A 12,852-nucleotide genomic window follows, 5' to 3' on the forward strand; every position below is an offset into this window, starting at 1 on the left:
GCTGACGGAGTAAACCCGGCACGGCTCGCGTTGTAGCGCTTACCACTACTGCGTTCACAACGAGGTGGACCTCGGTCCACTGCACGAAGGGAACAAGCGCCGATGAGCCTTCGCCAGTACGAGTACGCCCTGGCCGTCGCCGAGGCGGGCTCGGTGACGGCGGCGGCGGAGCTGCTGCATGTCGCGCAACCATCGATGTCTCAGCAGATCCGCGGTCTGGAGCGAGAACTCGGCGTGCAACTGTTCGATCGCACGCCGACCGGACTGGTACCCACTGCGGTCGGCCATGCGTTCCTGCGCGAGGCGGAGGTCGCGGTGAGCGCATCGCGGCGGGCGCGGGCGACGGCGCGGGCCGGTGCCGACGAACTGGTCGGCGAACTGGTGGTCGCGGCACAGCTCGGCTTCGGCACGCGCCAGCTGCCGCGCGCGCTCGGCGCGTTGCGGCGCCGCTTCCCGCGGCTGGAGGTCACCGTGTTCGAGGAGCCGAGCTCCGCCGAGTTGGACCGGCTGTGCCGTCGGGGCGTGCTCGACCTCGCGCTGATGGCGGAGTGCGAGCGGACGCCCGCCGACGCCCATCACCTCGGCGACGAGGAGTTCGTCGTGGTGCTGGGCGCCGGACATCGGCTGCTCGCCGCGGACCGGGTCGAGCTGCGCGACCTGGCGCGCGAGCCGTGGGTGCGGTTCGACCGCGACAGCGCGCTCGACCGGGTGCTGCTGAAAGTGTTGCGGGACAACGAGTTGACCCCGACCACGGCCGCCCGCGTCTCCCAGACGGCGACGGCCGCGCGCTGGGCCGCCCAGGGGCTGGGGGTGACCCTCGTCCCGTCCACCGCGGTGCCCGCCGGCTACGAGCACCTCGTGCGGCCGGTGTCCCCCATGGTGTCCCAACCCGTCATCGCCGTGGTCCGGTCCAGTGTGGGCCGGGCGGCGGCGGCCCTGCTCGAACAGCTGCGTCAGGAGAGCTGGTCCAGGTCCTTCGCACCGGTGTCCTGACGAGCCGCTAGAAAACGCTGCCGCCCGCATCGACGTGGATCGTCGTGCCGGTGATGTAGCTGGCGCGCGGCGATGCGAGGAAATAGATCGCCTCGGCGATCTCGGAGGAGTCGGCCGTGCGCTTGAGCCCCAAATCCTTGGCCACGCCCTCGTTGCCTGCCGGACCCCATTCGGCCAGCACACCTTCGGTGCGGGTCGGTCCGGGAGCGACGCTGTTGACTCGGACCCCGCCACCGTCGAATTCCGTTGCCCAGGTGCGAGTCAGCGAGGTCAGCGCGGCTTTGGACGCGCTGTAGACCGAGGCGGCGGGAAAGCCCTTGAACGCCGCGAGCGAGGTGACGTTCACGATGCTGCCCTCGCCCTGCTCGAGCATATGCGGCACGAGCGCGGCGACCAGGAAGTAGGCACCGCGCACATTGGTGTCGAAGATGCGTTGGTACTCCTGCACGCTCTGGTCGACGGTGAGTGCGGTCGGGAACGCGCCCGCATTGTTGACGAGGATGTCGACCGGACCGCTCTGGCGGGCCAGTTCGGCGACCGAGTCCAGGTCGGCCAGGTCGGCCGGAATGAATCGGACCGCGCCATCCGCCTGTGCGGCGTGTTCAGCGTCCTTGCCGCGCTGGGCATCTCGGCCGGTGATGACAACCTCGGCACCCGCACGGGCCAGCAATCGAGCGGTTGCCAGCCCGATGCCGGACGTGCCACCGGTGACCAAAGCGGCCTTGCCCTGCAACTCCATGATCTGCGACCTTTCGTAATGTCTTGTCTGCGTGGGGAATAACCGTCAGCCCCGGGGGAACTCGCCGCCGTCGAGGAAGAGATTGCTGCCGGTCAGCCAGCTCGCCCGGTCGGATGCGAGGAACAGCACCGCGTTGGCGATGTCGTCGGGCTGACCGTCGCGGCCCAGCGGCACGGTGCTGCTCGTGCTCGGCGCCGCAGTGTCGTCCGCACCGATGCGCGCCCACAGCTCCCGTGTTTCTTCGCCGCCGGGGGTTGCGGTTCTGCCGGGCGACACGGCGTTGACCCGAATTCCGAAGGGCGCCAACTCCAAAGCCAGTCCCCGGCTGTAGGTCTGCAACGCCGCCTTCGCCGCCACGTAGTGCAGGAACGGTGGCGCCGCGGTGGGCACCGCGGCCGAGGAGATGTGCACGATCATCCCCGAACCCCGTTCCCGCATCCCCGGTACCAGCAGCGAGTCCAGCCGCACCGACGCAAGGAAATTCAGGTCCAACGCCTCCTGCCACACCTCGTCCGGGATGGCCGCCGAACCCTCGTACGGCTGCGCCCCACCCGCGTTGTGGACCAGCACGTCCACCCCGCCGAGCACCTCCTGCGCGGCCGTGGCCAGCGCCTCCGCGCCCGCCCGGGTCCGCACGTCGGCCGCCACGAACGTGGCCCCCGCCGGCACCGTGCTCGTCGCCGACCTGGCGGTCGTGAGCACCTCGGCACCCGCGTCCACCAGCTGGCGCACGATGGCCGCGCCGATCCCGCGAGTACCTCCCGTGACCAGTGCCCGCTTCCCCGCGAATTCGCGTGTTTCCGAACCATTCTCGATCGTGGTCATGCCACCGGTCCTCTCGATTGCGTATTTGCCGCTCGACGGAAAGGGATTGACACCGTGTCGAGCTGTTTCACGGTACGTCCGGAAAAGTACGAGAGGCAAAGACCAAAAGACAGTGGCTGCCATAGGAACTTCCTATGGCAGGCAAGCACTTCCGGCCATGACCTGCCAGCCAGTCGATAGTAGAAATTTTCAACCAGTAAGTAGATTTTCTGTACTTCCACGCGTTACGATGGCGGTATGCGGACCTACGCCCAATACTGTTCGATCGCCAAGGCGCTCGATGTCGTAGGGGATCGGTGGACGCTACTGATCATTCGTGAGCTGCTGATACAGGGCTCGTGCCGGTTCACCGACCTGAAGAACGGGCTGCCCGGCATCGCCACCAACCTGTTGTCGACGCGGCTGCGCGAACTCGAGCAGGCCGGGCTGATCGGCCGCGACGATGCGCCGCCGCCCATCGCGACCACCCTTTACCGACTCACCGAAGCCGGCCTGGCGCTGGAGCCCACGTTGAAAGCGTTGGGGCTCTGGGGACTTCGCCAGATGACCGACGTGCGGCCCGAGGACGCCTTCCGGGCCCAATGGCTCGCCTACGCACCGGCGTGGTTCGTCACCGACGTCGACCCGGCGGCGCCGCCGGTGATCATCCAGCTCAGCTCATCCGGTGTCGAAGCTGTCCTCGAAGTCGGTGCGGGCCGGATCAATTCACGCATCGGTGTGGCCGACCATCCCGACCTTGTCCTGGACGGTCCCCCGCACGCCGTGCTCGGGCTGCTCACCGGCGTGCTCGATATCGAGCAAGCCACCCAGCTCGGGCTGACCACCCGCGGCCGCCGCGACGTGCTCGCCAGGCTCCGGCCCGTCGGGCCGGAAACAACAAGTCCATGAATTACCCAGTACCACTGCAGGAACCGAGAGAACAGCCATGACAGAAACGCAGATCCCGGCCCAATACTCAACCGGGGTATCTCGGATCAACATCGAGCAGGCTCTGATAGCCGCGGGGAAAGATCTGGATCGGCTCGAGCCCGCCGATCTCGCGCTGCTCGAGGATTTCCACAGCGGCGGGCGCATCGCGACCTACCAGCTCGTGGAACTCGTCGACCTGACGCCCGAGACCGAGGTGCTCGACGCGGGCACCGGCATCGGGGGCACCGCCCGGTACCTCGCTGCTCGCTTCGGTTGCCAGGTCACCGGCGTCGATATGGTCGCGGAATACTGCGACACCGCGCGTTGGCTCAATCATCTTGTCGACCTGGACGATCGGATAGTCGTCCGCCCGGCCGATGTCACGGAACTCCCGTTCGCCGACGCGTCCTTCCAGGTGGTCTTCAGCCAGCACGTCCAGATGAACGTGCCCGACAAGGACCGCCTGTATCGCGAAGCACGCAGGGTCACCGCACCCGGCGGGCGGCTCGCCGTGTGGGACATCGTCGCCGGTGACGGCAGCGCGCTGGACTATCCGCTGCCCTGGGCGGAGGCGCCCGAGCACACGCACCTGGCCACCCCGGCCGCGCTACGCACCGCGATCGAATCCGCCGGCTACACAGTCGAACACTGGACAGACCTCACCGAGGCGACCGTGACAACGATGCGCACCGTGCTGGCGATGCCGCCGAGCCCGCTCGGGCTGCACGCATTCGTCCCCAACTTCCGCGAAAGGGCCGAACACCTCACCGACGCGCTGGCCGACGGACGACTGCGGGCAATCCAAGCAGTCGCCGTGGCAAGTTGACGGTGCCTGCGTTAGACGTTGACCCCGTAGTCGCGGGCGATGCCGCCCAGCCCTGAGGCGTAGCCCTGCCCAACCGCACGGAACTTCCACTCGTTGCCGTGGCGGTAGAGCTCACCGAAGACCATCGCGGTCTCGGTGGAGGCGTCCTCGGTCAGGTCGTAGCGGGTCAACTCCGCGCCGGTGGCTCGGTCTACGACACGAATGTAGGCGTTGCGGACCTGCCCGAAGGACTGCTGCCTGGCGTCGGCTTCGTGGATCGACACGGGGAAGAAGATGTTGGTGATCGTCGGCGGGGTCGCGGCGAGATCGACATTGATGACCTCGTCGTCGCCCTCGCCTTCGCCGGTGAGGTTGTCGCCGGTGTGCTCGATCGAGCCCTCCGGGGAACGCAGATTGTTGTAGAACACGAAGTGCCCGTCCGAGAGCACTTTTCGGTCCGGGCCGGTCGCCAGGGCGCTGGCATCGAGATCGAAGTCGGCACCCGTCGTACCGCGCGCGTCCCACCCCAGACCGACCGACACCGCCGTCAGATTCGGGGCTTGCTTGGACAGCGATACATTGCCGCCCTTGGCCAGCGTCACACTCATCGCGGTTTCCTTCCTATCGACAGCAAACGATTGCCACGGCCACCCGGCCAGCTGGAACGGCATCGACCCTAAGGCGTCCAGGGTCATCCGATCCCGTCCCAGCAACGGTGGTCCGGCGGAGGGTTTCAGAATGTTCACACCAGGCAACTCGGCGACCATCGAGGTGATCGGCGGATCCGGCACCGACGACCTGTCGCCTGTGCTGTCGAGTTGATCGGCGATCGTGGTGATGCGCCGCTGTAGCTCGATCAGCTCGATCACCGCGCGGCTCAACCGTATGCCCGTGCGCTCGGCCGCGCTCGCAGCGCGCACCGCATCCGCATGGGCGTCCGCCACCGCAGCACGTAGTCGCGCGGCCAACGGGGTGTGCGTGGAGGCGGCGCGCATTCTCGGCTCCCCCTCACCGGTCATCACACTTCGACACTACCGCCAACCGGCATAGCGGCACCTACGCCGATAGTGAATTCAGCTATGACCACCGATTCCGTTCGGTGCAGGCCTACTTGAACAAGCCGATCGCGCGGGCGATGACCAGCGCGATGGTCAGCAGCGAGACCGCCGACTGCACCATCATGATCATCTTGGCCCGGATCGTGTAGGGCATGACGTCGGTGGGACTGAACGAAGTCGCGTTGGTGTAGGCGAGATACAGGTAGTCGGCGAAGCTGGGCGTCCACTCCACCAGCGTGGGATCCAGGTCGGCCTGCTGCGGAAACACGAAGTCTCGATGGCAGACCGCGGCACGGGAACCGAGCGGCCCACCCCGGTCGAGCTGCCAGTACCACAGGCTGAACACGATCACATTGGTTGCCCAGATCGCGGCACCGGAGATGAGCAGAATGAACGCGTCTTCCTGCTTGCCCTGCGCGATGTCGATGACGAGCCGGATAGCCGACCACCCGTTGGTCACCGTGATCATCGCGGTGAGCAGGACCATCATCCGGCGCAGCCACCGGGTCGGGCGGGCCCGCCCCCGCGGATCGGCGACCACCAGTCCACCGAGCAGCACGAGCTCGAGACCGGGCACCAGCCGATGCCCCGGCGTGAAACTGTTCGGCAGGCACAGCTGTAGCGCGACGGCGACCACCACCGCGGCCGCCACCGGCCAGCGCGAATGCACGATCCGCGTCAACGTCTGTGACGGTTGCTGTTCCTCGGCGAGATCGAGCAGCCGCTCGGATTTGCGCAGCTGTTCCTGCAACTGCCGCAGGGCCTGTCGCGCCGCCTTTGCCGGGTCCGGCGGGCCGGATCGATCCAGGTTCTCCACCGCTTCACCTCCGCTGAGCATCGTCGCCGTCACGGGCGACCCTAGTGCCGTGCGACCGTTGCCCGCTGCCTATCCGCATCAATTACCTTGGGGCTCAGGCAGATACGGCAGCAGCACGTGCGCGAGATTGCTGACGGTCAGCGACTGCAGCCATACCCGACCGGGGCCCGTGAGGGCGGCGAGGAACAGGCCGTCACCACCGAACAGAATGTTTCGGACACCGCGAAGCACGGTGATGTCGAATCCGACTGTGGCATCGAACATTCCGACGTGCCCCGGATGCACTCGCAGCGTCTCCCCCGGCGCGAGGGTGTACTGGAAGACTTCACCGGACAACTCGGCCCACGCGTATCCGGAACCACTGAGTCGTTGCAGGGTGAATCCGGCGCCGCCGAAGATGCCTGCGCCGAGGCGGCGCTGGAAGGTCAGCGCGACGCGCACATCGCCGGTGCCACACAGGAATCCGTGCCGATGAACCAGGTACTCGCTGCCGAGCCCGAGCGTGACGGGAATGATCTGGCCCGGCAGTTTCGCCGCGAACGCCACGCGGCCCTGACTCTTCGCCGCGGTGTATTCGGTGAGGAACCACCCGGCACCGGCGGCCGCCCGCTTGACGGCACCGAGTAGTCCGCCCGGGCTCACCCGACTGGAGGTGCGTAACCGTATCGATTCGGTCATCCACGACAACTGCCCGGCCTCGGCGATCAGAGTGTCCCCGGGGGCCAGGGTCACCTCGAGCACCGGCATCACCGTGCCGAGAATCCTGGCATCCAACGTCCCTCCCCTTGACTAGGGAACACACGCGCTTGCACCGCAAGAACTTTCGGCTCACACGCACAGGTCGCGATCCGACGCGCCAGGCTGTCGGCCGTCACTTTCCACGCTACGCCCTGTCGAACGCGCAGTGGCACAGCAGTTTCACCGCGCATCGTCGGGCTCGACATTCAGCGGAAGTGGATCACCGAGGCCAGCCCGAATACCAGGCTGTAGACCGCGAACGGCAGCAGCGAGTTCGACTTGAAGTATCGCTCCAGGAAACGAACCGCCAGATAAGCCGCGGCGCCTGCGACGATCGATCCGACCAGCACCTGTCCGAGGATGCCGTTGCCCTGCGGGCCGGCCAGGGTCGGTAGTTTCAGCACGCCCGCGGCCAGGATGACCGGGGTGGCCAGCAGAAACGCGAATTTCGCCGCGTCTTCGTGGTCCAGGCCGCGCAGCAGGCCGCCGACCATCGTCATGCCCGAGCGGCTGATGCCCGCGAACAGCGCACCGGTCTGGGAGGCGCCGATGATCAGTGCGTCCTTGGTGGTCAGGTCCGCCAGTCCGATGTCGTCGTCGGTGTCGAGGTAGCCCTGCGATATCGCCGTAGCGCGGGCCTCGGACTCGGCGAAACGCCTGCCGTACTCGGCCAGCGTCGGCTGACTGCGTCGACGCAACACCTCACCAGCGATGAGTACGACACCGTTGAGCGTCAGAAAAAGCCCGGCTGCCAGCGGTTTCGCGAACAACGTCCGCAACGGATGCTCCAGCAGCAACCCGAGGACACCGACGGGCACCGTGGCGACAATGACCAGCCACGCCAGCCGCTGACTGGAGGTCTCGATCCGGCGGGTGCGCAGCGTGGTGAGGAAGCCGACGACGATACCGACCCAGTCGCGCCAGTAGAACACCAGCAGGGCGATCGCGGTCGCGACATGCAACCCGACCACGAACGCCAGATATGGCGTGCCGTTGTCGGAATCGCCCTGGGTGACCAGATCGCTCCAGGATCCACCCAGCCACGCGGGCACCAGCACCGAATGGCCCAGGCTCGAGATCGGGAACAGTTCAGTTATGCCTTGCAACGCGCCGATCACCACGGCCTGGGTATAGGTGAGCATCGATGACAGCCTCCCACGTGGTCGCGCCGGACGCTGCGCAAGGTAGCGCTGTAAACGATCATCGAACGATCATCGCCGAGTGCCCGCGGTTCGACCGCGCTGCACACGGACACCAACAGCCGGTAATCCGTTGGTGCCGTGCGATTCTCGGCGGCCTCAGGCGGACGGAGCGAGCAGCGCGCGACCGGTCACGAGCAGGGTGTGTAGTAATTCAGGGTTGTCGAGCGCTTCTGGTGGGACGCTCCAGTAAGCCTCCACGTAAATGGTTCGGTGATCGCGGACATAGCGGAACGGGTGGGCTCCGGCCGCGTGCCACTCGTCGCGGTGCGCCGGAAGAACCTTCACGTAGACGGTGTCCATGACGATGCCGGCCTGTCTGCCGTCGTAGCGGAGCGACCAGCCACCGAAGAAGCGGCCCAGTTCGAATCCGGAGCCCGCGCCGAGCACATCGAGGACATATTGCGCGGCCGTACGCGAGCCGCTCACGCGACGGGCACGAAAAATCCGGTGACGTCGGCGAGCCGGTCGCCGTCATGGCGCGCCGTGCTCACGCCCGACGCCGCCGCATCGCCGGACGCGCCGAGCTGGGTCCACCATGCCAGCGACCGATCGTGGTGCGTGAGCACCTCATCGATGCGGAACCGGTGGCCGGGGAAGGCGTCCGCGAAACCTTGCATGTACGTGGCCAATTCGGTCCGGCTACCGACCTCGATGCCCGGGTCCCGGTAGGCGATCTGCTCGATCGCGACCGCCGCGAGCGCGCCGAGCCGCGCGGTCGGCTCGGCCGACCAGCACGCCGAGTAGTTCTCCCATAGTCGCAGTTCGTCACTCATCGTTTTGCCTCTCTTGCGACGCCGATCGACGCCATCGAACTTGTGGTGATCATGTGCAACTTGGCGCTCGGCGTGCCTGCTCGGACCAGCACCAGCAAACCCTGATACAAGGTCAGCAGTTGCGCGGCCAGCGCATCGGTCCGCGGCAGCTCAGGCAGCAGATTCAACGACTGCGCTTTGCGCAGAGCGGCGAGAAACCCGGCCTCGATGATGTCCAGGCCTTGTCTGACCTCCGGCCCGGCTTCCGGCAGCCCGAACGATTCCACCGCCGAGTTGGTCAGCAGGCACCCGGGATCCGGATCGACACCGGTCTCGAAAGCCGACACGAAGAACTCCCGAATACCTACCAGCGGATCCGCCGAGTCCAGCAGATACCGCTGCACCCGAGCCTGGACCACCTCGACGTTGTAGGCCGCCAACGCCGCCCGGAACAGCTCTTCCTTACTGGTGAACTCCCGATACAAACTCCCGGGGTGCAGCCCCGTCGCCTGCTCCAGATCGCGCGTCGAAGCGCCGAGAAACCCGCGACGGCGAAACAGTCCCATCGCGGCCGCCAGCACCTCCGCCCGATCCCAATTCCGCTTACGCCCCATCAAAACTCCAATAGTTGACCGATCGCTCACAAAACTACGCAGGGCGGTAAGGTCCGTCAAGCCGAGCCGAGTCCGGCATCCGCCCGGGGTGCCGACCCGGGCCCAGGAGGACAGCCAGCGGACGACATATCGCAGCGAGAAGGTGAGGTGATGGTTGTATGACGCGTCGAAATGATGCCGAAGTTCACAGTCTTGCCAGCTACGGAAACCTGATCCGCAAATTCATCGCCGGCGAGATTGCCGCACCGAAGTTCGAATCGGAATATCTTGTAGCCTTCAAGTCCGAGCAGGCCCACCTCTCGCCCCGCGATTTCGGCATCCTGGACTCACTGTTCGCCGATGTCGACGACTACGTTTCCGACCCGCAGCTGCGGATCGAGGCCGACGGACTGGACGACGAACAACTACGCCAACGCGCCGTCGCGGCATACGACCGACTATTCGGAGTCGAAGAAACCTGAGTCGCCTCATTGCGCACCCGCCGCGCGTAACCGACTGGCCGACAGGTGGACTCGTGTCGGAGCACGACTCGCCCCATCCTCTGGTCCCGCTGGGCAAGGGGTCAAACGGGGCCAGGCATCGGCTGGGATTTTGTTGCGGTGATGAGAGTGGCGACAATGGGGCATGGTCGAACTTGTGCTGGTCCGGGGTGATATCACCGAGCAGGATGTGGATGCGGTGGTGAACGCGGCGAATTCGTCGTTGCTCGGCGGCGGGGGTGTTGACGGGGCTATTCATCGCAAGGGTGGGCCGGCGATCTTGGATGCGTGCCGTGATCTGCGGGCGTCGCATTATGGGAAGGGGCTGGCGACCGGGAAGGCTGTTGCGACGACCGGCGGGAAGCTGGCTGCGCGCTGGGTGATTCACACGGTCGGGCCGGTGTGGTCGGCGCAGGACGATCGCTCGGAGCTGCTGGCCTCCTGCTATCGCGAATCACTGCGGGTGGCAGACGAATTGGGTGCGCAGACGGTTGCGTTCCCGGCCATCTCCACCGGAATCTTCGGCTGGCCGATCGATGACGGTGCCCGCATTGCGGTCGAGACTGTACGAGCCGCCGACACCGCGGTTCGGGAGGTGCGTTTCGTACTGTTCAGCGCGGACGCCTACGACTCCTTCGCCGCGGCAGTCTGATTCGATCACCGCACTGATCGGCGATTACGAATTACCCGGGCCGGACTGCCAGCAGCGCCGGGGTGCCTTGCGGTGCAGCGGAGTTCATTTCGTCGATCAGCATTGCCGACTCACCTTTCGGCGCCACCGACGTTGTTCTGACGAACGCCGGGAACCTGGCGAGGGCCCACAGTAGCGCGGCGAGTACCGGGACCGGAGGGCGGTCGAGTACGGCGATCGGGCTTGGCGTGACGCTGTTTCCCAAGCGGCGCACCAGGTTCAGACCTTCACGTAAGGCGCGCGCCAGTGCCATCGCTTCGCGTCGGCGCACACCCCTGCCGCTATGTTGCGCGCCGAGTCCGGTCAGCATCAACGGCACGGCGAGGGCTGCGTGGGTACGCAGCCAACTCTGCATATCGGGGTGCATGGCCGAGCGGATTCCGGCGTCGGAGAAGACAATCGCCCAACGCTCATCCGAGACGGGTGTAGGTATGCCGCGGCGAAGAATGGTCGATGACAGCCGGCCGTCCTCGATGCCGGCCGCCATCGCCGGAAAACCGAACACCGCACGCTGCGCACCCACGGCGTCGCGGAGGCGGTCGAGGGACTGAAATGTGTTGAACATGAACATGACCGTGTGCGCGGCGCTGTCGGCGAGGCGTGGTAGCAGCGCGTCGACGTCTGAAACGAGAACCGTGACCAGCACGAGATCCCATGCGGTAGTCGTGTCCAACTCGTCGGCGACATGCACAGCGGCCCGTTCGCCGGTGGTCGTGACGATCGCCTCGTCACGGCGCAACTGCTGTAGTCGAGTGCCGCGAGCGACGACGGTGACGTCGTGGCCTGCGCGGGAGAGCTGAAAGGCGAAGGTGCTGCCGATTCCACCGGGACCGATGACAGCGACGCGCAAGCTAGGCGTGTTGGCAGAGTAGGACATCCTTGTTTCCTACTCTGCCAACACAGGATTAGCCCGAGTATGGCTCATTCGATGCGATTGCCCCGCGGCAGCACTTTGCCTTGGCGGATCGTGGCCGCGCGACCGGCCGGGTCGGACAAGGCGCTCGGATCCGCGAGCGGGTCGCGGTCGAGTAGCAATGCGTCGGCCACCGAACCCGCGGAGATCGTTCCGGTGTAGGAGGGCATCGCGATCCGTTCCGCGGCGTGCCGGGTCGCGGTGACGATGATCTCGGCGGGTGGCAACCCGGCCTTGGCGAACAGCTGCAGTTCGCGCAGCAACGCCAACGGCGGCGACGGTATCGTCAGCGCGACGTCGCTGCCCGCAACGATTTTCACCCCGGCCGCGTGCATGATCGGCAGCGTTCGCATCCCGTATCGGAAACGTGCCATGGATTCCTCCGCCGGGTGGTGCGGGAACGGTCGCCCGAATCCGGGCCGTGCCGCCACCGTCCGCGCCTTGGCTTCGTCGAGGATTCCGTCGACCAGAAGTTCCTGCAGGTAGCCGCGGTCGCCGCCGTGCCCGAGCTGCTCCCAGGTCACCAGGGTCGGGCAGTAGTAGGTTCCGGAATTCGCCAGCAGATCGGCGAGCTTCCCGGCTTCGGTCAGCTCGTCGTCTCCCGACGGCAAGGGTGCGTGTTCGACGCAGTCCGCCCCGGCCGCTACCGCGTCTTCGATGTCGGCGTGCGTGCGGATGTGCACGAGCGCTTTCTTCCCCGCCTCGTGCGCGGCCTCGACCATGACGTGCAAGGCGCGACGCGACAGTTTGTCCGGCGCCCCTGGCTCGCCGTCGTAGATGAATTTCACGAAGTCGACGTCCTCGGCCAGCTCGCGCACCAGCCGACGGCCCTGCTCGGGATCGCTGACCTGACGGGCCAGGGCCGGGTTGCCGTGTGCCTGCAGCGGCCAGCCCTCGACTCCGGTGAACACCGGACCCGCGTAGTAGAGTTTCGCCGTCTCGCCCGGATCTGCTTGCGTCCGCACGGCGCGGTCGATGTCCAGTGATCCGCCCAGGTCCACGACCGTCGTGACCCCCGCTGCCAGGAAATCGGCCAGTGCCCGGATGACGAAGGGAACCTGCTCCGGTTCCGGCAGGGCGGCCGCGTAGCCGGCCAAATGCGTGTGGCTTTCCCACAGTCCGGGGATCAGGTATCCGCCACGGCCGTCGATGACCTCGCCATCGGCAGGCACCGCGTCCGGCGTACTGGGCCGGACCTCGGTGAACCGTTCGCCGGCGACGCCGACTTCCGCGTTTTCGATCGGCGCTGTGCCGGATCCGTCGATGACTGTCACGTTCTGAATGATCATGCGAGCAAAGTACATCGGATCCGATATT

16 protein-coding genes are annotated in these 12,852 nt (G+C 66.5%); 5 read left to right on the forward strand and 11 right to left on the reverse strand.

Annotated elements, in window-relative coordinates; translation table 11 throughout:
- Positions 1–102: 102 nt before the first annotated feature.
- The gene (locus tag ACIBK2_RS44720) at positions 103–993 is read left to right on the forward strand and encodes a LysR family transcriptional regulator (protein ID WP_396977186.1); all 891 of its coding nucleotides are present in this window, start codon (positions 103–105) and stop codon (positions 991–993) included.
- A 7-nt stretch (positions 994–1,000) separates the two neighbouring features.
- Here ACIBK2_RS44720 and ACIBK2_RS44725 read toward each other — a convergent pair whose 3' ends face one another.
- Both ACIBK2_RS44725 and ACIBK2_RS44730 read right to left on the reverse strand, forming a co-directional pair.
- Entirely contained in the window at positions 1,001–1,732 is a 732-nt protein-coding gene (locus tag ACIBK2_RS44725) for an SDR family NAD(P)-dependent oxidoreductase (RefSeq protein ID WP_396977188.1), read from the reverse strand.
- Positions 1,733–1,777: 45 nt separating this feature from the next.
- Positions 1,778–2,557, reverse strand: a complete 780-nt coding sequence (locus ACIBK2_RS44730) for an oxidoreductase (protein WP_396977190.1) — start codon at positions 2,555–2,557, stop codon at positions 1,778–1,780.
- Between the two features lie 237 nt (positions 2,558–2,794).
- Between ACIBK2_RS44730 and ACIBK2_RS44735 the strand changes: the two genes are divergently transcribed.
- Both ACIBK2_RS44735 and ACIBK2_RS44740 read left to right on the forward strand, forming a co-directional pair.
- Entirely contained in the window at positions 2,795–3,445 is a 651-nt protein-coding gene (locus ACIBK2_RS44735; RefSeq protein ID WP_396977192.1) for a winged helix-turn-helix transcriptional regulator, read from the forward strand.
- 37 nt (positions 3,446–3,482) lie between these two features.
- A complete protein-coding gene (locus ACIBK2_RS44740) occupies positions 3,483–4,292 on the forward strand; it encodes a class I SAM-dependent methyltransferase (protein ID WP_396977194.1) in 810 nt (269 codons plus the stop codon).
- A gap of 11 nt (positions 4,293–4,303) precedes the next feature.
- Here ACIBK2_RS44740 and ACIBK2_RS44745 read toward each other — a convergent pair whose 3' ends face one another.
- The 7 genes from ACIBK2_RS44745 to ACIBK2_RS44775 all read right to left on the reverse strand — a co-directional run bounded on the left by ACIBK2_RS44745 (position 4,304) and on the right by ACIBK2_RS44775 (position 9,452).
- Positions 4,304–4,879, reverse strand: coding sequence for a TerD family protein (locus ACIBK2_RS44745; protein ID WP_396977251.1), 576 nt, complete (start codon positions 4,877–4,879; stop codon positions 4,304–4,306).
- A 499-nt stretch (positions 4,880–5,378) separates the two neighbouring features.
- Entirely contained in the window at positions 5,379–6,179 is an 801-nt protein-coding gene (locus ACIBK2_RS44750) for a hypothetical protein (RefSeq protein WP_396977196.1), read from the reverse strand.
- 45 nt (positions 6,180–6,224) lie between these two features.
- Positions 6,225–6,920, reverse strand: a complete 696-nt coding sequence (locus ACIBK2_RS44755; protein WP_396977198.1) for an AIM24 family protein — start codon at positions 6,918–6,920, stop codon at positions 6,225–6,227.
- A gap of 170 nt (positions 6,921–7,090) precedes the next feature.
- Positions 7,091–8,026, reverse strand: a complete 936-nt coding sequence (locus tag ACIBK2_RS44760; RefSeq protein ID WP_396977200.1) for an undecaprenyl-diphosphate phosphatase — start codon at positions 8,024–8,026, stop codon at positions 7,091–7,093.
- A gap of 156 nt (positions 8,027–8,182) precedes the next feature.
- Positions 8,183–8,512, reverse strand: coding sequence for a TfoX/Sxy family protein (locus tag ACIBK2_RS44765; RefSeq protein ID WP_396977201.1), 330 nt, complete (start codon positions 8,510–8,512; stop codon positions 8,183–8,185).
- Positions 8,509–8,859 carry a nuclear transport factor 2 family protein gene (locus tag ACIBK2_RS44770; protein ID WP_396977203.1) on the reverse strand — a complete coding sequence of 117 codons (351 nt, stop codon included), beginning with the start codon at positions 8,857–8,859 and terminating at the stop codon, positions 8,509–8,511. The genes ACIBK2_RS44765 and ACIBK2_RS44770 overlap by 4 nt, the downstream gene beginning before the upstream one ends.
- Positions 8,856–9,452, reverse strand: coding sequence for a TetR/AcrR family transcriptional regulator (locus tag ACIBK2_RS44775; RefSeq protein ID WP_396977205.1), 597 nt, complete (start codon positions 9,450–9,452; stop codon positions 8,856–8,858). Before ACIBK2_RS44775 ends, ACIBK2_RS44770 begins: the two co-directional genes overlap by 4 nt.
- A 158-nt stretch (positions 9,453–9,610) precedes the next feature.
- On the opposite strand from ACIBK2_RS44775, the gene ACIBK2_RS44780 reads away from it, so the two are divergent.
- Both ACIBK2_RS44780 and ACIBK2_RS44785 read left to right on the forward strand, forming a co-directional pair.
- The gene (locus ACIBK2_RS44780) at positions 9,611–9,913 is read left to right on the forward strand and encodes a colicin immunity domain-containing protein (protein ID WP_396977207.1); all 303 of its coding nucleotides are present in this window, start codon (positions 9,611–9,613) and stop codon (positions 9,911–9,913) included.
- 163 nt (positions 9,914–10,076) lie between these two features.
- Positions 10,077–10,583 carry an O-acetyl-ADP-ribose deacetylase gene (locus ACIBK2_RS44785; RefSeq protein WP_396977209.1) on the forward strand — a complete coding sequence of 169 codons (507 nt, stop codon included), beginning with the start codon at positions 10,077–10,079 and terminating at the stop codon, positions 10,581–10,583.
- Positions 10,584–10,614: 31 nt separating this feature from the next.
- On the opposite strand, the gene ACIBK2_RS44790 is transcribed toward ACIBK2_RS44785, so the two are convergent.
- Positions 10,615–11,499 carry a ketopantoate reductase family protein gene (locus ACIBK2_RS44790; protein WP_396977211.1) on the reverse strand — a complete coding sequence of 295 codons (885 nt, stop codon included), beginning with the start codon at positions 11,497–11,499 and terminating at the stop codon, positions 10,615–10,617.
- A 44-nt stretch (positions 11,500–11,543) separates the two neighbouring features.
- Positions 11,544–12,824 carry an amidohydrolase family protein gene (locus tag ACIBK2_RS44795; RefSeq protein WP_396977213.1) on the reverse strand — a complete coding sequence of 427 codons (1,281 nt, stop codon included), beginning with the start codon at positions 12,822–12,824 and terminating at the stop codon, positions 11,544–11,546.
- Positions 12,825–12,852 lie beyond the last annotated feature (28 nt).

It is taken from the genome of Nocardia sp. NPDC050175, from assembly GCF_044459885.1.
GTDB lineage: Bacteria > Actinomycetota > Actinomycetes > Mycobacteriales > Mycobacteriaceae > Nocardia.